Genomic DNA, 20,768 nt, shown 5'->3' with positions numbered 1-20,768 from the left:
AGGGTTATAGCAGGAAGGATTGCACAAGAACAGGGATGTCCTGCGCCAGGTAGGGCGGTGCGTAGTCCGGCACATGGGTAAAGGCCGGTTCGTAAAATTCGAAAAGTGCTGACCATACCGCCGTAAAAGCAGCGATAAAAGTCATATCCGGAACAGAGAGCTTAAAGGTCGGACTGAGTTGTTGCTCATCCTCTACTTCCAGCACCAAGGTATGGTCCTGGCAGCAATCGTCGTCCATGGCCGGCTTGTGGCAATCCGGCATGGCCTCGCGCTGTTTCTCCATGTCGCATTCGGCGCTGTGTGAAAAGAAAGCCATCGACATAACTTCACCTGCACACAAATGCTGCGTGATCGTCATCCCCAGCGAGGAGAAAACAACCAGCAAAGCCAGTGTCAGGGTCAGTATGGTGCGCGTCAGCTTCAAATTCTTGTGCGTCTGTTGTAACGAAGATATAGTTTCTTTTACAAAAGTAGGCAGTAAAAGCCGGAGGTGCTTACAGATTTCGTAATAAAACTTACAAATAACGACAGATGACCTCCAATTTGCGCCATAACGCTCCTTTGCCCGGACATGTTTCAATTCCGGCACAACTAAATATTCATGCAATGACGTATAGCACTATAGTAAGATAATGACAACAGGAATCAGATGGCAACTATAGAACAGGAAGAACAGGGACGAGTGCGAGAGAGCACAGCTGACCGTATAAACGAGCGGATAGACAGCTCCATCCGGCAGAGCATCGCCCGTTACAAAGGCCGGAGTCATGGCGAGATATCCGAGCGCATCCGTGAGCTCGACCAGGAATGGAGCATCGAACGCACGTTGGAGGTAAACGCCTCTACATTAGCCTTGTCCGGCACGCTGCTGGGCGCTTTTGTAAACAAACGCTGGTTCATTCTGCCGGGTATTGTGAGTACTTTTTTGCTGCAACACGGCCTGCAGGGCTGGTGCCCTCCCCTGCCCGTCCTGCGGTCGCTCGGCATCCGCAGTCGCCGGGAGATAGACGAAGAACGCTACGCCCTGAAGGCTTTGCGCGGTGATTTTGATGACATTTCCCCTAAAAGCTCTCCCACTGAAATTCTGGACACAGTGCGGAATACGTAGGTATATAATTTATAAAAATGACAATCATCATCTTCTGACAGATTAAAAACATGGATATTTGTTCTTTTCCATGTTATGCGTCAAAAATCTGTTTCTATACCTGTCGTTCTATGGCTCATCAGCGGTATTGTGCTGGTGTTGGCCATGGTCATCATCGGGGGCATTACGCGCCTGACCGGCTCCGGTCTTTCCATCACAGAGTGGAATTTAATTTCGGGTACGCTGCCTCCGCTTTCAGAAAACGAGTGGCTCGTCATGTTCGAGAAGTACAAGCAGTTTCCGGAGTACCAGAAACTGAACTTCGGCATGACGCTCGCGGGCTTCAAACAGATCTTTATGTGGGAGTACCTGCATCGCCTGCTCGGCCGGATCATTGGTATCGTCTTCATTGTGCCTTTTCTTTATTTCCTGCTCCGCAAAATGCTGGCGCCCTGGCTGGTAAAGCGACTTGTCTTCATCCTGCTGCTAGGTATGGCGCAGGGCCTGATGGGCTGGGTGATGGTGATGAGCGGACTCAGTGAGAATCCCCACGTGAGCCACTACAGACTAGCAGCACACCTTATGCTGGCATTGTCATTAGTGGGAGTCATCCTTTGGACAGTAGCCGACTTGGTTGCTCCTGTTGAGCAAAAATCTACAGCCAAGCGGCCTGCTTATACCTTGTCGTGGCTGGTGCTGGGGGCTATAATGGCACAGATTGTACTGGGCGCTTTTGTGGCCGGCCTTAAGTCGGGTTTCTCCTACAACACCTGGCCGCTGATGCAGGGAGAGTTACTCCCAGGTGTCCTGAATGGCGTTTCATTTTCCGAATTTTACGACAATGGCGTGGCCGTGCAGTTCATGCACCGTTGGTTTGCTTTTGTAGCACTTGCCGGCATTTTGCTGCTGTGGTACAGGGTGAAGCAACAGGTATGGAGAGGCCGCACGCAACAGTTCGCCAGCTTATTACTCCTTACAGGTATAGCGCAAGTACTATTGGGCATCTTCACCCTCGTACTGGTTGTGCCGATCAGCCTGGGCGTGCTGCACCAACTGGTAGCAGTTGTCCTGTTCTCCGTGGCCGTGCTGACCGTGCACCAGCTACGCCAGCCGGAGTTGGTGAAAGTGGGTTATGCAACTTCTACCTCTCATCAACGCGTTTAGCTTATAGTACCCATGAGCACTACCTACATGCACCAGCCCGCCTCTCAGCAAGCATCTTATCCTGAAAACGAAAGCACACGGATCTTTGATCTGATGTCCTTTGACTTAGACTACAGTGACTTAGAAAAAGAGTTTGAGGAGCTTACTACCCTGGCGGCACGCGTGGCCGGCACAGAGGTCTCCCTGCTCAACCTGATCGACCTGTACACGCAGTGGACGGTGGCCGGCCACGGATTCCCGATGGTGCAGACGCCCCGCGAAAATTCGGTTTGTCAGTACACGATCCTGGAACAGGACCATTTTGAGGTCAAGAACCTGCAGGAGGACGAGCGATTCAAAGACCTGGCCGGCATCAAAGACGGGCCGATGATGCGTTATTATTTTGGCGTACCGCTCCGCACCCCGGACGGTCACAATATTGGTTCACTCTGTGTCCTGGATAGTCACGAGATCACACTTTCTGCTGATAAAGTTGACCTGCTCAAGGCCCTGGCGAAAGAAATTGTAAAACGGCTGCTATTGCTGAAAGAGGTGCGCCTAGTGCGCAGCGAACTGACGGAAGCCAGAGCCGTGATCAAACGGGTGGCACACGATGTGCGCGGACCGATCGGTGGCATCATAGGTCTAGCGAAAAGGCTTATTCAGAAAGAGGGCAAGAGTAGTCCGGAAGAAGTGCTTAAGACTAGCCAGATGATTCACAAGAGCAGTTCTTCGCTGTTGGCACTGGCAGATGAAATCCTGCAGCCCAATCAGCAGCCTGCAGCGCAATCCGAGATCCAGGACGGGATCACACTGGGGAGCTTTAGAGAAGCGCTCGAACAACTGTTCCTACCGCAGGCCACCGAAAAAGCCATCAGCTTCGGGGTGCACATCAACGAAGATCTCAGCGACATTACCTTCAACAAAACCAGGCTGATGCAGATTGTCGTCAATCTAGTTTCGAACGCGCTTAAGTTCACCCCTCCCTTAGGCGAAGTTTCTGTCGATCTGGATCTTACCTTGTCGCAAAACAACCGGGTACTTAAGATCCAGGTGCAGGACACCGGTATAGGCCTTAGTCCGGAGCAGGTCGATGCCATGGAGAAAGGACAATCGCCGAGCACCTCGGGCACGCAGGGCGAACTTGGCTACGGCATGGGCTTACAATTGGTACGCCAGCTACTCAAGAGCCTGCACGGTACCATGCAGGTACAAAGTACGCCGGGGCGTGGGTCTTCTTTTGAACTCTTCATCCCGATCGGCACCGTCTCCCATGCGGGCTAAACGCTACCAGAACAAAGGTCCGCTGCTTCCTGCGCGGCCTGTGGTAAGTGGGCGCAAGGTATAGGCTAAGCCAATCTCGTTAGTAGAGCGGCTGATAGAGCGAGCCTCCTGGATGGGGCTTTCGTAGGCGTACGTGATGCGGAACTGGCGGTAGTGCAGACCAGCTCCCACATGAAAGGCCTGGTCGTTGCGATAGCCTCCGCCTGCCCACAGCAAGTCATTATACACCAGTTTCACCTGTCCTTCCACAGTGCCTTTTAGCTGCTCGTCGTACTGGTAGAGGCCATTGACGATCAACCCAAACGGCTCAGTCAAAGCAGCACGGAAGCCGGCCTGTGCGATGTGCTTCCGGGTATACACGTCTTTCATGAAACTGTCACCACTCTTCAAAAAATGGCCTTTGGTGATGTCCTGCATGGCGTAGCCCAGGTAGTAATTGGCGGAGGTCAGGGCAAAACCAAGGTTCAAATCAAACTTGCTCATGCTGTTCTGGTCGCCCAGCACATGCTGGTAGCGCGGGTCGCCTGTGTTGTCCACCACCAGGCTGTTGCCGTCGAGCCGGAAGTTGTTGAAGGTAAGCGAGGTGCCGAAACGCAGACTGAGCGACTGCGAAAGCCGAACACCGGTGCCATAGTTCAATCCAAGCTGCGTTTCCCTCGTCGGGCCGAAGCGCTCCTGCAAGGCGATCAGGCCGAACGCATGCCGGGCGCCCATGTAATTGCTGCGCGAATCCCGGTACTGGTAGTGGCTGGTTTTGTCTGTTTTCTTGTTCATATCCGCCAGATCCATCTCCCCTGAGAAAAAGAGCGTCTTGGGAGCATCCTCAAAACCCGTCCACTGGTTGCGGTAATAGGTCCGGAGCATAGAGCCTTCGCTGCCCGTGAGTGCCGGGTTGTAAAAATGCTGATACGCTGAAAAATTACTGATATACTTGCGGTTCTGCGCCTGCAGCCCCGAAACGGTCAAAAAGAATAGAGCTATAAAAATTAATCTGTTCATGTATGCTTACTTAAGTACTGTTAATACACCCTTCTGCACCAGGTTGATATCCTTCACCTCGATGATGTAGAAATAAGAACCTTCTTTTACCTGCCCGTCCTGGCCGCGGCCGTCCCAGCCTTGCTCCGGATTGGTAGTATGGAAGAGTCTTCTCCCCGCCCGGTCGAACACCTGGATGTTGATCTCGTCATAAAATTTAAGCTCCGGCACCGTCCAGGTATCGTTTACCCCATCCCCGTCCGGTGAAAAGGCATTGACCAGTTTGATCGGGTTGGCCGGCTGGTATACCTCCTTGCTGAGGGTGAAGGTCTGCTCAAAGCTGTTCTGGTAAGGATCAGTGGTGCGCACCCGGATATGGAAGTTGCGGATGCCTGACAGTCCGGTCGTGGACTTTAGGTATAGCTGGCCGTCTCTGAGCTCAAAAAAGTTGTTGTGTTCAGCACCCTGCCCGCTCACTAAGGTATAGGTATGGGTTTCATCATCGGGGTCGGTGGTGCTGAAAGTCAGCAAACTCTCATCCGGAGTCGCGTTGGGTTTGAACGAGTTCTGGCTGATCGCGATAGCGGTTGGTGGCTGGTTCGGCTCCACGGTCACGGTGATGGTGGCCATGCGGTTGTCCTGGTTGGTAGTGTTCGGCTGCAGCACCAGTTCCCCGCTCAAGGTATAAACGCCGGGTTTCAAACCGTTGTAGTCGCCTTGTTGCCACTTTACTTCCAGCTCTTCTTCCTCCCCATTGGTATAATTCACCTTCACCTGCGCAGGCAGCGGCAAATTTTCAAAGCTGGTTCGGAACGGCACTTTGATTGCCTCAAGGCTATTTACGGATGCGATGTTCTTGGTCATTTTCACCACCTGTGCCGTGGCATCCGCACCCCGGTTACCGGCGGCATCCACCTGGTAGAACGTGAGGGTGAGGGTGCCGTCATACAGACCGCTCAGGTCCAGGTTCTCCACGTTGAAGGAAGAAGCCGTCGTGCTGGATGTGCCGGCCACATCACTGCCACCTTTGTCACTGCTGATGGTATAGAAGTACGTGGCGGCCTGCTCTGCTCCCTTCACGGTGAACGGAACCTGCTTTTGGTTGCTGTGATCTACTTTTTCGGTGCCGAAAGCCACGGTATAGCCGGATGGGGCCGTGCCGTCGAATCGTATGCTTAACGCGTTCGAAACAGCATTGGGGTTGCCCGCTGCATCTTTTGCTATACCTGCCCCCAGCCGTACCGTCACTTCGCCATCTGCTGATGGTTTGATCAGAGCGCTATAAGCTTGATCGTCTGTTTTCTTAAACTCACTGGCTGCCCCATTTGATACGGTGATATCGGCCGCAACGAACCCTTCTACAGCTTCGCTGAAACGGAAGCTCACGGTGAAAGGCTTATTGGTCAGTTCCGGAGCGTCGGTGCTCAGCACCACTGTAGGTGCTGTAGCATCATACCGGCTTTTGAGGACATTCGAGGCGGTGTTGCCGTTTCCGGCCTGGTCTTCTACCTTGTCAGCGGCTAGTTGCAGGCTTACTTCCCCATCTTTTTCAGGCGTGAGCACGACAGTATAGGTCGTGTTGTCTTTTTTCTGCAGGTTGCTCAGTATGCCGTTAGTTACGCTAAAGGAGGTCAGGGCTATACCTGTTACGGGCTCGCTGAACGTGACCGTGACAGGTATAGCGGTATTCGACAGCTCACCCGCCGTGGTGGCCAGCGTGACGGTCGGTGGTGCCACGTCATAAAGGCGCTTCAGTTCGGCGGAGGATTCGTTGCCATTGCCGGCTTCGTCAGTTGCCTTGTTTTCCGCCAGACTCACCACTACCTCCCCGTCAGTAGCCGGGCTGATGGTGGCCGTATACACTGTAGCACTCTCGGCCTTAAGGTTTCCTGCCGCCCCATTTTGCACACTGATATCGGAAGCTGTAAAAACCGTTACTGCTTCATCAAAGGTAAACTTCACCGTAAACGGCGCTTTTACGAGCTGCGGGGCATCCGAGCTCAGCGTCACTTTCGGGCGCTTCAGGTCATAGGCGATCTCCAGTTTATTGGAGGCCGTGTTGCCGTTGCCCGCCAGGTCGGTCGCTTTGTCAGCGGCCAGACTTATGGCTACCATACCCTGCCCGTTAGCAGGTGGGGTGATGGTGGCGGTATAGGTGGATTTGTCTACTTCTTTCAGATCGCTCAATGTACCACCTGTCACAGTGATTTCAGCGGCAGCAAGGCCGTAGACCTCCTCCGTGAAGGTAAGCTGAATTGGGAAGGCTTTGGTTACCGGTGCTTTCGCCTCGGGCGAGATGGCAACATCCGGACGGGTCAGATCGATGGTGACGGTAAAGGTGCTGCTCACTTTGCTCACATTGTCCGCAATATCAGTTGCAATTGCAGTGAAACGGTACACGCCCGCTGGCAGAGCGGTGCCTTCGTAATTGAAAGTCCAGTCGCCACTGTTGTTGGCGTTAACTTTGCCCAGCACACCACGTTCGGCTTCACTCACAGTCACTTCTACTCCATTTTGCGCCTTACCAGCCAGACGAATAGTGTTATCGGAGGTCACGCGGTCGTTGTTAACAGGGCCGCGGTCTTCGGTAATTGTTGTAAAAACAGGCGGTGTGGGAGGTTCTGTGATGATGGTCCAGGTATAGGAAACTGGTGTGGCGTCTTTTCTGCCACCCGCGTCCACGGCCCGCACCGACAAGGTATAGCGCCCGTCGGCCAGGTTGGTCAGGGTATACGGGTTGCTGACAGCTTCATAAGCGCCTCCATTCAGGCTCACTTCAAAGTATACGGGACTTTTATTGCTGGCAAATTCAAACGTTGGAGACTTCTCTTTTGATATTTCGGTCGGTTTTTTCGTGATGGTGGTCTCCGGGTTGCTGGCGGTAATACTGGCTGGCTTCAGGAGCGGGTTCAGGACCTTAAACCACTGATTGGCCATTTTCTGATAGCCGGATGGTGCCGGGTGCAGGCTGTCGTCCATGTCTCCGCCATCGCCTGCTAATTTGTAGATGATGCCGGCCGCTTTTTCCATATCTACTATAATGAGCCGGTCGCTCTTCGTTTTGATGCGGTTCTCAGCCATAGCAGCCAGTTTCGCATTGAAACGCGAGGTATACTCCACCGCCGCCGGATCATTCTCTTGGGGAACGCGGTTTATGATGAGCCCCAGTACAACGGTTACCTCTTTGTTGGCCCTGGCTTCGTAGGCATCCACCTCGTCGAGTATAGCGGCCATTTCAGCAATGGCCTGCTCGTCGTCGGTGACCCCAAACTGCCCGCCGTTGGTGCCCAGGTGCAGTAACACGACATCCGGGTTGAACTTGTCCAGGTAAGTACCGGAGCCACGAGATACCAACACATTGTCCTGGTTGCGGTAGCTGCTGGTGCGCAGCAAACTCGCGATGTCGCCGGTGCGGGATCCCGGAAAACCTGCATGCTGGTCGTTCGCCAGTGTGGCACTACCCGAGCGCTCACTGCCCACGAACGTGAATTTGGCGTCGGCCCCCATCAGCAAATCGTAGAGCTGCTTGCGATAAGCGATGCGCTCAGCGTCTGTTCGGTTGTCACTGAATTTGGTACCGTGGGTGTTGGAGTCGCCGAGTGGCATGATATTAAAAATTTTGCTCTGTGCGTGCGTCGTGGCATTCACCGTACTGCTCAAGGGCGAGTCACCGGAGCTCGTCACCGCTTTTACGCGGTAGTGGTAACTTTCCCCGTAGCCTAGCCCGGTATCGCGGTAGGTATAGATTGTTTTGCCGCTTACGGCAGCAACGGTGGCATGCACCTGAAAGCCACTGTTTGCGAAAAGAGAACGCTCCACCACATACTGGGTGGCGCCTGTTACGGCATTCCACTGAAGGGTGATGGCACCTACCAGCGAGGGCTGCGCTTCTACCGCTGCAGGCGCTGCAGCGGCTAGTGTACTGCCAAAATCAACTTTATTTGCAACTACAAGAGAGAATGGAAAAGTAAGGAACAGCAGAAAAAGGCAAAAAAAACTATACCTTCTTTGCAGGTGAACTAAGTACTTATGATTCATACAAAATAGTGATGGCTGTTTAATGGAGCCTGCCAACGCGTGGTGGCAGTTCACACGGGTTAACGAAAAATGATTTTCAGGGTTCTATATTTTGTACAGAATATATAGTGCAGACGACCAGAGGGACATCACGATAGCAGCTTATTTCAACTAACACCTGGCCATCCGGATCAGTAATACACCATCCAGACGCCCACCTGTCTGCTATGGGTCAACTGACTTCTCAACCAGTTCCTGTTGGCCGGCAACTCCCTCTTAGAGACGAGGACAGCCTGGCCGCCAAGCATCTCCCGAAGTCTGGCAGAGTCCTGCCTGTCCTGTATCCGGAGCAGGTGGTTGCGCCACGCGTCGCCTGTTTCAAACTGTGTTTCGCGTTTAAGGCTGTGGTGTTGGTCGCTCACCGATACGATGTCCTTGTTTAGCGCAAAGGCCAGGGACGGTAGCAGACGGTCATAGACGATGATGGTTCTCCCCTGCAGATTCTCCTCCCTGATCAAATCGGCCACTGCTTTACTGGAGTTCATCTGCTCCGCATTGGCACCCAGGAGGTGCGTCGAAAAGGGTATCAGAAATACGGTGAAGGCCAGTACAGCAGCCACTACCTGTTGTATACCTTGCTGCATGTACCGCCACAGCAGGTATATCACCCCCAGCATCAGCACTGCAAACAGGACCAGGGGCAAGGGCACGGTGAAGCCCAGTGGCAGGAACCGTAGCAGTATAAGGCTAAGGACAACCAGGCCCAGGTATACGAAGGTGACCCGAGCGATAATCCGGAGGTCGCGCGCGGTCAGCTGGTATACTAACCAGGAAATCAGCAGGGCTATACCTGCCAGCATCGGCAGGACGTACAAAATCAGCTTGGAACTTGATAATGAGAAAAAAAGAAGCGGTATCAGCAGCCAGAGCACAAAAAGCCGCTTGTGTTCGGGCAAGAGTTTTCGAAGTGCAGGCAAATGCAATAGCAGTACGGCAGACCAGGGCAGGCTCAGTACAGGTATGAACGCCAGGTAAAACCACCAGGGTTCGGACCGGCCGAAGGTCTCCGGACTGGTATAGCGCTTGACAATGTGGTTGAGCAGGAAATAATCGACAAATTGCCTGTCCTGCCACATCAGGTATACGTACCAGGAGGCACTTAGCACCAAAAACAGCGAGAAGGCTAACAGATGATGCACAAGACTGAGATACCCGCTTGCACCCTTAACCCTATACCCTATAACGACGAGCACTGGAAATATCAGGCCCACCGGACCTTTGGTTAGAAAAGCCAAGGCCAGTGCCAGGTAAAACAGGTATAGCCAGGCAGGCTTTTTGCTGGGTTTATACCTCATCCAGGCCCAAATGGCCAGCAATTCGAAGGTAGCCAGAAATGAATCTGTCGTCAGGTTACGGGCAGCGATCAGAACGGCGGGCAGGGTCACGTAAATGATAAGAGCGGTTAGAGCCATTTTGCGTGACTGAAACAGCTCCTGTCCGATGAGGTATACCATCAGGGCCTGTCCCAGCAAAGAGAGCTGCAGAAAAAAACGCACCCCGAATTCATTTACTCCGAAAAGGCCCATACCTGCAGCAGAAATTGTATAGGTGATGGGGGGCTTATGAAAGTGGTGGATTCCAAGCAAGCGGGGATGCATCCAGTCACCGCTCAGCAGCATTTCACGGCTGATCTCGGCATAGCGGGCTTCGCTGGTTTCCACCAAACCCCAACCGCCCAGGTTATAGAGCAGGACCAGCAACAACACAAAAAGCAATGCTGCCACAAGGGTATGGTGGCGCAGACCAGCAATAGCTTGCTTCATATCCATTCAGGAAACAGTACGTTGGCTAGTAGATTGTTTTTGCAGCCCCAGGTATAGGTTACGGCTGTAGGCCACGACGCCTACCACCTGCCCCAGCAGCAGAACCGGATCCAGGCGCAGCACGGCATAGGTCACGATCATCAGACTGCCTATCAGGCTAATCACCCAGAAACCGTTCGGCAAGATAGACTCCTGGGCTAGTTCTGAGTAATACCACTGGTACACAAAACGAATCGTGAAGATAACCTGCCCCGCACCGCCCCAGGCTATAAGCAAACCCGACACCTTGCTGTGCTGCCAGATATACGCCAGACTATACGCGTCCCCGAAAACCAACCAGACCACTGCCCCTAGCGGGAACAGCACAGCCGGCCAACGCACCCAGGCAGGCAACTCACTCCAAACTCCTTTGAATTGCAGATTACGCAGGTATATCAGGTAAGAGATCACTTGGCCGCCGATGATAACCAGGTCCTGGCGGAACATACCGTATAGCATCAGCAGGAAAGATGCCAGCAGGCTGAACGTCCAGAACGATGTGGGTGACAGCACCCTGCCCGCTCGCTCCGACGTGATCCATTGCACCAGGATGCGGGCAGAGAACAGCGCCTGCGCCATCAGTCCCAGACTCAATATTCCGATCTCAGACCTGCTCATGCCGCACCGCCGCCTTGTTGATGAACTGCTCAGAGATGGTATACCGGATATAGCGTTTGCGCATCCAACGGAAGGCGAAGGTATCGTTCAGCGGACCCCACAGGCGGTTGAACAGATGGTATTTTGAAGTGCCCGCATAACGTTCAAAGTGCTGTACGGGGATTTGCTTTATTTTTCCGCCCTGCAGTTGTATGAGCGCCGGCAAAAAACGGTGCATACCGTCGAAAAAAGGTACGCGTCTGGCAAATGCAGCGTCCATGATCTTTAACGGACAACCCGTATCGACAATCCCATCGTTGATCATGCGCCGCCTGAAACCGTTAGCAATTCTGGAAGAAATTTTCTTAACAAACGTATCCTTGCGCTTCGTCCGGATGCCGCAAATCATCTGGTACTCCGACAGGTGCTCGAAAAACAGCAGAAAATCCATTGGCGACGTCTGCAGGTCGGAATCTATGTACCCAATATGAGTGCTTTGGCAATGGTCTATACCTGCTTTAATGGCCGTACTTAGGCCACTGTTACGGCTCAGCGAAATGTAGTTGTATAGATTTTTTCGCCCGCATATCTCCCGGATCATGGACAGGCTGTTGTCTGTCGACCCGTCGTTGATAAACAACACCTCCGCCGGAATGGGAGACTGTGGAAGAAAGGCGTCCAGGGCCTCACTTAGGCGCAAGAGGCATTCCGCTTCGTTAAAGACGGGTACAAGAATCGTGAGGGAAGTTTTTGCAGTCCCCTCATTGTAAAGTTCATTTACCATACCTTGTTCTATTTAAGTCAAGTGAATACCGACACCCCCATCAGGCTGCTTTTTCAACAGGGTGAGCCGTATAGTAGGCTTTAAACCAATCCAGAAACTTTCCTATACCTTCCTCCAGGCTGGTGCGGGGCCTATACCCGATGGCCGTCACCAGCGATTCCACATCGGCATAGGTCACGGGCACATCGCCGGGCTGCATGGGAAGCAGGTCAATGCGGGCCTTTTTATGCAAGCCCCGCTCCAGGAGCGCCACCATCTCGAGCAACTGCACAGGCTGGTTATTGCCAATATTGTACAGGCGATATGGTGCTTCGGGAGCACGCTTCTTCTTGGCAACCTTCGGAGCGCGAACCAGCAGTTTCGTCACGGCGGTCACCACATCGTCGATGTAGGTAAAATCACGCCACATGTTCCCCTGGTTGTAGAGCCGGATGGTACGCTCCTCGGCAATGCATTTGGCAAAGTGGAGGCAGGCCATATCCGGTCTGCCCCAGGGTCCATATACGGTAAAAAAACGCATGCCCGTGGTAGGTATACCGTACAAATGTGCATAGCTGTGCGCCATTACTTCGTTGGCCTTTTTGGTGGCGGCATAGAAAGAAATCGGCTGGTCTGTCCTGTGGCTTGTGGAAAAAGGGATCTCTACATGCTGGCCGTACACCGAACTGGAGGAGGCAAACAGGAAGTGCTTCACCGGATGTTTCCGGCAAGCTTCCAGCATGTTGGCAAATCCGACCAAATTACTCTCCACATAAGCCATCGGATTTTCCAGGCTGTACAGCACCCCGGCCTGCGCGGCCAGGTGCACCACTATGTCAAATTGTTGTTCCTGAAAGAGTTTCTCAAGGGCGCTTGCATCGGTTAAATCAAGCAAAATAAATTGTTGGGACGGATTGTCGGAACTTCGGATGCAGGTATTGTAATGGATCAAGGATCTGTCAAAGCCTTGTTGTTGGAGGCGATCGTATTTCAAGGCCGGATCATAGTAATTGTTGATGACATCAAGCCCTACCACTTCAAAATGTGCACCCCGCAAAGCCATCACGACATGGTGCCCGATGAAGCCTGCACTGCCTGTAACCAAGACCTTTTTATTCCTGCTCATGATTATGCGAGCTATAACTAATTCAATCCAACAATATTCTGGTAGAATCATTAAATACGTATTACAACAAAAATCAACAAAAGAATACAAAAATATATTTAACTATCCTTTTACTCGCCACCCGTGAACGTTACCTGCCAACTGAACAATTGACTCTGGTCCGGGCGTGCTAGTATTAGGCGTGTTGCTATAGTCTTTGATAATATCCCGGATGAAAAAACATAAATTGCTGCGGCATGGAAAACAGGAAAGTACATTTGGTGCTGGGAAGCGGCGGTGCGCGCGGATTGGCTCATATCGGCGTCATTGAAGTGCTGGAAGAGAAAGGCTTTGAAATAGCCAGCGTCGTCGGCTGCTCGATGGGAGCTGTTGTGGGCGGCTTGTATGCAGCGGGCTACAACCAGGCTTACAAAGAATGGATGCTTACCCTGACCAGAAGCTCGGTCTTCAACCTGCTCGACTTCACCTTCACCCGGCAAGGCTTCATCAAAGGCGAAAAGGTATTTAACCTGCTGCGCGAGGTAACAGGTCCGCAGGATATCGAGCATCTGAAAGTACCCTTCACGGCTGTGGCTACTGATATGCTCCGAAACCAGGAAGTAAATTATACTTCAGGTGATCTTTACAAGGCCCTTCGCGCATCCATTGCTATACCTGGCGTGTTCACACCGGTGCTTGAGAACGGGCAGTTCCTGGTCGACGGCGGTGTGCTTAATCCGCTCCCCCTTAACCTGGTGCGTAAAAAGCAAGGCGAACTGGTCGTGGCAGTCAATCTGAACGGTCCGGCTTCCGAAGACAAACCGATGCTGAAGGTGAACGAACGCCCTGAAGCTGTGTCAGCCCTTTGGAAATGGCTGCAGCTAACTGGGCAGGACACTGAGAACGCTTCCGGTGATTTTTCACCACTATCAGATTACTCTCTGAGAGAGCTTCTGTTGCTGGCCTACCAAATGACACAAGATCGCCTGACCAACTTAATGCTAGAGGTGCACCCACCTGATGTGCTGGTGGAAATACCAGTGAACTCCTGCTCCATTTTCGAATTTCACAAGGCCAAAAGCCAGATTGAATTGGGCCGCGAGATTTGCCACAGGGCTTTGGTATCACTTGAGAACTATTAAGTTGAAACTGAAGCCGATGTAAACGAACTATCACTGCTTATCGCTAACTTTAATTTATTGACGTCACGAATCGATAGCATGATATGTGGTTCTCCAAATCAAAAGAGGCTGTTCTGAAAGAACTGGCAGTAGATCCGGCTCAGGGACTCACTGAACAAGAAGTGAAAGTCCGTCTGGAAAAGTATGGCCCTAACAAGCTGACGGCAAAAAAGAAAAAGAGCATCTTGCAGCTATTCCTGGCCCAGCTTCAGGATTGGCTCATTTATGTGCTGTTTGCGGCAGTGGTGATCACCCTGTTCATGGGCGAATACATCGACGCCATCATCATCCTGGCTGTGATAATACTCAATGCGGTGTTGGGTGTGGTGCAGGAAGTGAAAGCGGGCAATGCCATCGAAGCGTTGCAAAAAATAGCCTCCCCCAAAGCCCTCGTGCGCCGTGAGGGAGTCGTGACAGAGGTTGACTCTGATACCGTAGTGCCGGGCGATGTACTGATACTGGATGCTGGCAGGTATATTGCCGCTGACCTCCGCCTGCTTGAATCGGCCAACCTGCAGATAGAGGAGTCGGCCCTGACCGGCGAGTCCGTTCCCTCCCCCAAAGATGCCACCGTTACCTTAAAAGCGCCCAATACCCCCCTCGGTGACCGCGATAATGCCGCATTCATGTCCACCTTGGTGACGGCGGGCAGAGGCGTGGGTGTGGTCGTGGGCACCGGCATGCAGACCGAAGTGGGCAAGATCGCCACCATCATCGACACCGAAGAAGATATTAAAACCCCGCTGGAGGTCCGGTTGAACAAACTCGGCAAATCGCTTGGCAAATTCGCGATTGGCATCTGTGTGCTGATCTTTGTGGTAGCCCTGCTGCAGGGCCGCGACCTGGCGGAGATGTTTCTTATTTCGGTTTCGCTGGCCGTAGCCTCTATACCGGAGGGACTGGCCGCCATCGTGGCCATTGTGCTTTCGATTGGCGTCACGAGCATGTCCAAACGCAACGCCATCATCAGGCGTTTGCCGGCGGTGGAGACACTGGGCTCCGTCAACATCATCTGTTCCGACAAAACGGGTACGCTCACCCAGAACAAGATGACGGTTCTCCGATACTTTAACTCCGAGGGGGAAGTGACAGTGGAGCGGGAAAAAGAGAATTCCCCTACTGAGGATGCCGCCCTGCTCGCCAAAGCCATGGTGCTCTGCTCCGACGCCACCTACGAGAATGGCGAAGGAACCGGCGACCCCACCGAAATCGCCCTGCTGATCCTGGGAGACGACCTAGGTATAGACCGCCAGGCACTGGACAGGCAGAGCAAACGCATCGACGAGTTTTCGTTCGATTCGGACCGGAAGCTGATGTCGACTCTGAACGAGGAAAACGGCAGGTATACGGTATACACCAAAGGCGCCATCGATAACCTCCTGCAACTGACCACGCGTGTACAAGAAAAAGGGCAAGTGCTCCCGCTCTCTGAGAAACACAAACAGCAGGTGGAGGAAGCGACCGCCCGCATGTCGGAGCAGGCCCTTCGTACGCTGGGGGTCGCCTACAAGCCCGTTGACACGGTGATTGGCGCCGATGAGATGGAGCAGGACCTGATCTTGCTGGGGCTTGTCGGGATGATGGACCCTCCGAGAACCGAGGTAAAAGACTCCGTGCGTAAAGCAAAAGAAGCGGGCATCAAGACCGTCATGATCACGGGCGACCACAAGATCACCGCCTTCGCCATTGCCCATGAACTAGGTATAGCCGACAACCTGGAACAGGCTATTACAGGTCAGGAGATAGAAAGGCTAAGCGAGCACGAATTCAGCGAAAAGGTCAATGGCTACCGCATTTTCGCACGGGTTTCGCCGGAACACAAAGTGAAGATTGTGCGTGCCCTCAAAGTGCAGGGCAATGTGGTGTCGATGACCGGAGATGGCGTGAACGATGCGCCCTCACTCAATGCCGCTGACATTGGGGTGGCCATGGGCATTACAGGGACCGACGTAGCCAAAAACGCTTCGGACATGATTCTGACCGATGATAATTTTGCCACCATTGTATCGGCCATTGAGCAGGGTAGAAACATCTACAACAACATCCGGAAAGCCGTCCTCTTTCTGCTGTCCTGTAACCTGGGTGAGGTAGTGGCCATGTTCATCACGCTGATGATAGGCTGGGAAGCGCCTCTGATCGCAACCCAGCTCCTCTGGATCAACCTGCTTACGGACTCTATGCCGGCCGTCGCACTAGGCATGGACCCCGGCGACCCGGATGTGATGCAGGAAAAACCCCGCAACCCCAACGAAAGCTTCTTTACCGGCATTGCGGGCTGGCGTGTGCTGGGGGGTGGCATTCTGATCGGTACGCTCACCATTTTTTCCTTCTGGTTCGGCTACTACGAGCACGGCTACACCCCTTTTGATGATGCTGTACCGGTCGCCACGCTGGAGAATGCTAGAACCCTGGCCTTTATGACGCTGGTGGCCTGCCAGCTCTTTTACGCTCTGGCCATGCGACATCATACAAAGTCTATCTTCCAGCTTGGCGTTTTCTCGAACAGGTACTTGATTGGTGCCATCGTGCTGGGGCTGGCACTACAATTAGTGGTGATAGCAGTCCCTTTTATGCGGAAGGCTTTCAACCTGACCATGCTCGATACGCCCGGATGGTTAATGGTCCTAACCTTAGGATTAGTACCGCTGCTGGTAAATGAACTGGGCAAAATATACCTGCGGGCGCGTAGGGAAAAATCAACAGCTTTGTAATTCAGGGTAGGACTCTTTCCTCCTTCACCTACTCCTGGTCCCCAGATCACTTTCTGGACGGCAGCGTGAAGTTGAGGTCCGTGCTGATGATGAAAGCCTTGAGACCGTCGCTGCGCCAATAGTTGGCACCCCGCAGTTCTATTCCTTTCAGCGAGGTTTTGTTCTTAGAGAAAGGCAGTCCGAATTTGGCTATACCTGACAGGGGCGAGTAGCGCAATCCTATACCTGCTTTGTGGCTGGTAAAGCCCGACAGATCATAATCGGAGGTATAGAACTCCTGGCTCAGGCTGTGCTCTTTGTAGGGTGCAAAGTAGTCGGCTGCCGTTTGGGTATGGAAGCGGTAAAAAGGGTAGAACGAGAAGAATGGCCCGAATTTGATGGGTGTCTCCAGCTCGATGGTGTTGGCCGTCACGCCCCAGTTGTCGCTGTAGAAGCGATAGAAGAAGCGCGAAGTCACATAGTCATTCACGTAGTAGTTCACCCGCAACCCCAGTGGGTATTTCAGGCGTTGGTCCGGCAGTTGCTCTACCTGCGCCGCTTCCTGCTCCCGGAAATACACCCTGTGAAAGGGCGTAGAGAGCAAACCGGACTGATAGACGATGTCGGCGCTTAAAGAAGCTTGCATTTTTTGGTTGATCACCTGCGACAAGGTAGCCGAAAGGTTATAGGATTGCCGCTTGTTGGTGCTCACCAAGCTTTTGCCATTGCGCAGTTCCTCCGGGTATATCAGCGTCCAGGTGTCGTAGTAGATCATGCCCATCAGGCTGAGTTCCCGGTTGCCGTCGCGCGACTCCTGCGCCCAGCCAGCCCCCACTGACAACGACTGGTAATCGTACTCGGTAGAACCTCCGATTATCAGACTTTTCGTGATCCTTGTCAGACTGTTGCGGCGGCTTATACCCAGGTTGAGGTGTGTGCGCAAATCGGATTTGGAGGCGGATGAAACGTTAAAATCTATATTGTCGGTAGAAGCCGAGGAGTAGAAGTCCATCCCGAAGTTCACATTCAGGTTGGTGACCGTGTCGAGCGGCACGTTCACGATAATGGTCGGCGTGACATCCGTCAACTGCTCGGTGCCAATGCCCCCGGTCACCGGCGAGTGGTTGCTGTCCTGGCTATAGTAGCTGCCGAGGATGTTCACCTCGGCTGGTTCCAGTTTACGCACCCGCCGCACAGGGGCAGTTGTGCTTGTGTTTTGCGCAAAGGCTGTTGTGGCCATGGTGCAGACCATCATCAGGCCGATGTACCTTAGTTGCATCCGCACCCCCCTCCTACTTTACCACCGTTTGCACCCGAGGCACCTTCGCGGTACGATTGGAAATTCGTTTCAAAGGCCTCCAGTTTACGTGCGCTCAGCTTCATCTCCTCCTCGTTCAGCAGGGTTTTCTGATAAGGTTTAACGACTTCGCAGCCGCCCAGCGAGCCGAGCAAAACAGCACCTAGGGCATACAATGCGACACATCTGATCAACTTCATTGGGCTTAGATTTTAGAGGTTTTGGCAGGTATAGCCGCTTTGGCTGAAGCCGGCTTGTTTTTGTAGTAATGCAGGTGCAACTGGTCAGAGGTTACCATTTCGTTCTCATCTGTCACCAGCAGGCACTCCACCCCTTTTAGCTGATTGACCAGGTATAGTCCCTCTTCTTTCCCCAGCACAAATACGGCTGTGGCCAGCGCATCAGCCAGCTCGGCATCAGGGCATATGATGGTGACGCTTTTCAGGCCGCTTACCGGATAACCGGTGCGTGGGTCTATGATGTGACCGTAGCGTTTGCCATTGATCTGGGCGTACTTTTCATAGCTTCCAGAAGTCACGACGGCAGTGTGGTCGGCAGTGAGCCAGGAGAAAACCTTTTCCTTGTCTGCAGGGTCGGCTATACCGATGTACCAAGGCTGGCCATCGGCCTGTTTGCCCCAGGTGATCAGGTCGCCGGCAGCATTCACCACGCCGCTTTGTATACCCATCCTGCGCATCAGGTCGCGTACCCGGTTGGCGGCATAGCCTTTGCCGATGGCACCAAATCCGATCTTCATCCCTTCTTCCTTCAGAAATACACTGTGCGTCTCCGGAATCAGCTGGATCTTTTGGTAACCGATGTGACGGATGGAATTCTCCACAGTTTCCGGTGACGGCATCTCCTTCATAGACCCATCAAACTTCCATACCTTGTCGGCGGCCGCCCAGCTAATGTCAAAGGCCCCGCCCGTTAGCTCGGAAATGCGAAGGCTGCGCCGGATGAGCTCGTAGAGTTCCTCATCCACTGGCACTGGCATACCGCCGGCACTCCGGTTAATGGCGCTGGTCTGGGAGGTTGGTTGCCACTCTGAAATGAGCGCCTCGATCCGCTGAATTTCCTGTATACCTGCTTCAATGGCCTTATTGGCCAGTTCTTCATCCTCCGACACGGCTACCAGTTCAAACCGGGTGCCCATCAGCAACAGTACTTTTTTCTGCGTTTTCAGCTCCCCGGCAGGAGCCTGCGCCTGTGCGGCGTTGCATACTAGCAACAACGCTACCAGCCAGAATTGCATGATTCTATCCATAAAAATACAGCGGTTAAGGTTAAGCAGGCGATCTACTTCTGGTGCAGGAGTTGCTCCAGGTGCGGAATATACTTGTCGGGTCCGCCAGGCTGGTAGCCCGTTTTGCCCAACACATTTCCTTTTTCATCTGTCAGGACAACGAGTGGGAACAGGCCCTCCTGGTTATATTTGTCTGCCAGTTGCTCATTGTATTTTTTCTGTTCTTCCGGCAGCTGGTTTTTCTTGAAACGGGGGAAGTCGAGCTCGAGCAGCACGAAGTGCTCTTTGGCATAATCCCGGAAGGCAGGCGTATCCCATACCTCCCTGCGCAGCAGGATGCAGGGCTTACACCAGTCGGAGCCGGCGAACACCATCAGAATGGGTTTGTGATCGGCTGCGGCCTGCCTGGCGGCTTCCTCGTAGCGGTGTTCCCATTTCAAATTGTCGGTAGTGGCCTGTGCATTGGCAGTGTAGCCAAGCGAGAGCAGCGCCCAGAGAAGGGCAAAAGAAAAAGCACGTTGCATATTCACCTTTTTAGTAGTTTGACATAATGAGCCATGCCTGCGGACAGGTATTGTGCAATCTCAAAAAATTAAGGTGTAAAGCTTAGTGCTTCATGATGAGGCTGTTCGTTGTCATTTAAACGCCGGGCACCCGCCGCACGTTGTACTGTTGCCAATTTATTTTTTCGCCAATTTATACCTGCGCTTCTCTCCTGCCTTTCTGCACAAGCAACCAGCCAACAGCCAACATTATAAGCGATATACCTAGAAAGCCGAAGTTCCAGGCAGCAGGGCTTTGACTGATTTCGCGCACATTGTGCAGCACCAGGATGTGGTGATCGATGATACCCTCCACGACATTGAACAGGCCGAAACCAAACAGCAGACTGCCGCCGAAAATGCGGTTCGACAGCACGACTTTGCGCTCTTTGGCAACCCGCCAGAGCAGGTAGATACCCAGTGCTGTAGTGAGCCAGGTGAAGGCGTGGAATATACCGTCCCAGAACATGTTGGTCTCTTTGTTGAGTAGCGTGTCCGGCGGCAGTTTGGCGGAGATCATCTGGTGCCACTGCAGGATCTGGTGCAACACAATGCCGTCCACAAACCCGCCCATTCCTATACCTATGAGTGTGGCCGCCGCAATCAGCGGACCAGTTCGGGCGGGCTTGACTTCTTCAATGGGTATTTGTCTTTTCATAGCATCTTATTTGAGTTTATGAAGTCGGTATACCACCAGCCCGATGAACAGGAAAGGCAGCAACATATAGAGTAATAGCTGCAGAAAGCTATCGTCGAAGATGGCCGCCTGCAGGGGGCGGTTGCAGGTGGTGCAGGCCGAAGCAGGCAAATGGATAAGCAAGACAAACAACATCAGCAACGTCATGCGAGGGAGTACACAAGCGGTTTTCATCATAGGCTATACCTGTAAAATCCTTTGGATCAGACTGACCCATATACCTGTTACAAAAGGGTTTAGTTGCTTTACACCACACTTTCATTCGGGTAAGCATCCGGC

General features: G+C 53.0%; 18 protein-coding genes. 5 read left to right on the top strand and 13 right to left on the bottom strand.

Annotation, left to right across the window (positions count from 1 at the left end):
- Positions 1–4: 4 nt before the first annotated feature.
- A complete protein-coding gene (locus L1278_RS11630; protein ID WP_253404310.1) occupies positions 5–424 on the bottom strand; it encodes a hypothetical protein in 420 nt (139 codons plus the stop codon).
- Positions 425–649: 225 nt separating this feature from the next.
- On the opposite strand from L1278_RS11630, the gene L1278_RS11625 reads away from it, so the two are divergent.
- The 3 genes from L1278_RS11625 to L1278_RS11615 all read left to right on the top strand — a co-directional run bounded on the left by L1278_RS11625 (position 650) and on the right by L1278_RS11615 (position 3,514).
- A complete protein-coding gene (locus tag L1278_RS11625) occupies positions 650–1,108 on the top strand; it encodes a hypothetical protein (protein WP_253404308.1) in 459 nt (152 codons plus the stop codon).
- Between the two features lie 75 nt (positions 1,109–1,183).
- Complete coding sequence (locus tag L1278_RS11620; RefSeq protein ID WP_253404306.1) at positions 1,184–2,251, top strand: COX15/CtaA family protein; 1,068 nt, start codon at positions 1,184–1,186, stop codon at positions 2,249–2,251.
- A gap of 12 nt (positions 2,252–2,263) precedes the next feature.
- A complete protein-coding gene (locus tag L1278_RS11615) occupies positions 2,264–3,514 on the top strand; it encodes a GAF domain-containing sensor histidine kinase (RefSeq protein WP_253404304.1) in 1,251 nt (416 codons plus the stop codon).
- A 3-nt stretch (positions 3,515–3,517) separates the two neighbouring features.
- Here the strand turns inward: L1278_RS11615 and L1278_RS11610 are convergent, their stop codons facing one another.
- The 6 genes from L1278_RS11610 to L1278_RS11585 all read right to left on the bottom strand — a co-directional run bounded on the left by L1278_RS11610 (position 3,518) and on the right by L1278_RS11585 (position 12,857).
- Positions 3,518–4,513 carry a type IX secretion system membrane protein PorP/SprF gene (locus tag L1278_RS11610; RefSeq protein ID WP_253404302.1) on the bottom strand — a complete coding sequence of 332 codons (996 nt, stop codon included), beginning with the start codon at positions 4,511–4,513 and terminating at the stop codon, positions 3,518–3,520.
- A 6-nt stretch (positions 4,514–4,519) separates the two neighbouring features.
- The gene (locus L1278_RS11605; protein ID WP_253404300.1) at positions 4,520–8,530 is read right to left on the bottom strand and encodes an Ig-like domain-containing protein; all 4,011 of its coding nucleotides are present in this window, start codon (positions 8,528–8,530) and stop codon (positions 4,520–4,522) included.
- Between the two features lie 170 nt (positions 8,531–8,700).
- Positions 8,701–10,332 carry a phospholipid carrier-dependent glycosyltransferase gene (locus tag L1278_RS11600; protein ID WP_253404298.1) on the bottom strand — a complete coding sequence of 544 codons (1,632 nt, stop codon included), beginning with the start codon at positions 10,330–10,332 and terminating at the stop codon, positions 8,701–8,703.
- A gap of 6 nt (positions 10,333–10,338) precedes the next feature.
- On the bottom strand, positions 10,339–10,989 hold the full coding sequence (locus tag L1278_RS11595) for a lipid-A-disaccharide synthase N-terminal domain-containing protein (protein WP_253404296.1): 651 nt from the start codon (positions 10,987–10,989) through the stop codon (positions 10,339–10,341).
- Positions 10,976–11,752 (bottom strand): glycosyltransferase family 2 protein, encoded by a 777-nt coding sequence (locus L1278_RS11590; RefSeq protein ID WP_253404294.1) that lies wholly within the window; start codon positions 11,750–11,752, stop codon positions 10,976–10,978. The genes L1278_RS11595 and L1278_RS11590 overlap by 14 nt, the downstream gene beginning before the upstream one ends.
- A gap of 40 nt (positions 11,753–11,792) precedes the next feature.
- Entirely contained in the window at positions 11,793–12,857 is a 1,065-nt protein-coding gene (locus tag L1278_RS11585; RefSeq protein WP_253404286.1) for an NAD-dependent epimerase/dehydratase family protein, read from the bottom strand.
- A gap of 236 nt (positions 12,858–13,093) precedes the next feature.
- Between L1278_RS11585 and L1278_RS11580 the strand changes: the two genes are divergently transcribed.
- The gene (locus L1278_RS11580; RefSeq protein ID WP_253404284.1) at positions 13,094–13,978 is read left to right on the top strand and encodes a patatin-like phospholipase family protein; all 885 of its coding nucleotides are present in this window, start codon (positions 13,094–13,096) and stop codon (positions 13,976–13,978) included.
- Positions 13,979–14,061: 83 nt separating this feature from the next.
- Positions 14,062–16,728: a cation-translocating P-type ATPase gene (locus tag L1278_RS11575; RefSeq protein ID WP_253404275.1), complete on the top strand. Its 2,667-nt coding sequence runs from the start codon at positions 14,062–14,064 to the stop codon at positions 16,726–16,728.
- Between the two features lie 46 nt (positions 16,729–16,774).
- Here the strand turns inward: L1278_RS11575 and L1278_RS11570 are convergent, their stop codons facing one another.
- The 6 genes from L1278_RS11570 to L1278_RS11545 form a co-directional block, all read right to left on the bottom strand.
- On the bottom strand, positions 16,775–17,986 hold the full coding sequence (locus L1278_RS11570) for a DUF3570 domain-containing protein (protein WP_253404273.1): 1,212 nt from the start codon (positions 17,984–17,986) through the stop codon (positions 16,775–16,777).
- Entirely contained in the window at positions 17,977–18,204 is a 228-nt protein-coding gene (locus L1278_RS11565) for a DUF4266 domain-containing protein (RefSeq protein WP_253404271.1), read from the bottom strand. The genes L1278_RS11570 and L1278_RS11565 overlap by 10 nt, the downstream gene beginning before the upstream one ends.
- Before the next feature lie 5 nt (positions 18,205–18,209).
- The gene (locus L1278_RS11560) at positions 18,210–19,271 is read right to left on the bottom strand and encodes an FAD:protein FMN transferase (RefSeq protein WP_253404263.1); all 1,062 of its coding nucleotides are present in this window, start codon (positions 19,269–19,271) and stop codon (positions 18,210–18,212) included.
- A 32-nt stretch (positions 19,272–19,303) separates the two neighbouring features.
- Positions 19,304–19,774 carry a thioredoxin family protein gene (locus L1278_RS11555; protein ID WP_253404261.1) on the bottom strand — a complete coding sequence of 157 codons (471 nt, stop codon included), beginning with the start codon at positions 19,772–19,774 and terminating at the stop codon, positions 19,304–19,306.
- Positions 19,775–19,946: 172 nt separating this feature from the next.
- Positions 19,947–20,450, bottom strand: a complete 504-nt coding sequence (locus tag L1278_RS11550; protein ID WP_253404260.1) for a DUF2243 domain-containing protein — start codon at positions 20,448–20,450, stop codon at positions 19,947–19,949.
- A 6-nt stretch (positions 20,451–20,456) separates the two neighbouring features.
- Complete coding sequence (locus tag L1278_RS11545) at positions 20,457–20,666, bottom strand: hypothetical protein (protein ID WP_253404258.1); 210 nt, start codon at positions 20,664–20,666, stop codon at positions 20,457–20,459.
- Between the last annotated feature and the right edge of the window lie 102 nt (positions 20,667–20,768).

The sequence above is a fragment of the Pontibacter sp. HSC-36F09 genome, assembly GCF_024171605.1.
GTDB lineage: Bacteria > Bacteroidota > Bacteroidia > Cytophagales > Hymenobacteraceae > Pontibacter.
Note: the sequence above shows the minus strand (reverse complement) of the source record. Positions and strands in the feature narration are given on the sequence as shown.

Coding starts and splice junctions, on each gene's coding strand:
- L1278_RS11620 (WP_253404306.1), top strand. CDS start 1,184: ATGCGTCAAAAATCTGTTTCTATACCTGTCGTTCTATGGCTCATCAGC.
- L1278_RS11625 (WP_253404308.1), top strand. CDS start 650: ATGGCAACTATAGAACAGGAAGAACAGGGACGAGTGCGAGAGAGCACA.
- L1278_RS11550 (WP_253404260.1), bottom strand. CDS start 20,450: ATGAAAAGACAAATACCCATTGAAGAAGTCAAGCCCGCCCGAACTGGT.
- L1278_RS11570 (WP_253404273.1), bottom strand. CDS start 17,986: ATGCAACTAAGGTACATCGGCCTGATGATGGTCTGCACCATGGCCACA.
- L1278_RS11605 (WP_253404300.1), bottom strand. CDS start 8,530: ATGAATCATAAGTACTTAGTTCACCTGCAAAGAAGGTATAGTTTTTTT.
- L1278_RS11580 (WP_253404284.1), top strand. CDS start 13,094: ATGGAAAACAGGAAAGTACATTTGGTGCTGGGAAGCGGCGGTGCGCGC.
- L1278_RS11560 (WP_253404263.1), bottom strand. CDS start 19,271: ATGGATAGAATCATGCAATTCTGGCTGGTAGCGTTGTTGCTAGTATGC.
- L1278_RS11565 (WP_253404271.1), bottom strand. CDS start 18,204: ATGAAGTTGATCAGATGTGTCGCATTGTATGCCCTAGGTGCTGTTTTG.
- L1278_RS11545 (WP_253404258.1), bottom strand. CDS start 20,666: ATGATGAAAACCGCTTGTGTACTCCCTCGCATGACGTTGCTGATGTTG.
- L1278_RS11615 (WP_253404304.1), top strand. CDS start 2,264: ATGAGCACTACCTACATGCACCAGCCCGCCTCTCAGCAAGCATCTTAT.
- L1278_RS11575 (WP_253404275.1), top strand. CDS start 14,062: ATGTGGTTCTCCAAATCAAAAGAGGCTGTTCTGAAAGAACTGGCAGTA.
- L1278_RS11555 (WP_253404261.1), bottom strand. CDS start 19,774: ATGCAACGTGCTTTTTCTTTTGCCCTTCTCTGGGCGCTGCTCTCGCTT.
- L1278_RS11600 (WP_253404298.1), bottom strand. CDS start 10,332: ATGAAGCAAGCTATTGCTGGTCTGCGCCACCATACCCTTGTGGCAGCA.
- L1278_RS11585 (WP_253404286.1), bottom strand. CDS start 12,857: ATGAGCAGGAATAAAAAGGTCTTGGTTACAGGCAGTGCAGGCTTCATC.
- L1278_RS11610 (WP_253404302.1), bottom strand. CDS start 4,513: ATGAACAGATTAATTTTTATAGCTCTATTCTTTTTGACCGTTTCGGGG.
- L1278_RS11590 (WP_253404294.1), bottom strand. CDS start 11,752: ATGGTAAATGAACTTTACAATGAGGGGACTGCAAAAACTTCCCTCACG.
- L1278_RS11595 (WP_253404296.1), bottom strand. CDS start 10,989: ATGAGCAGGTCTGAGATCGGAATATTGAGTCTGGGACTGATGGCGCAG.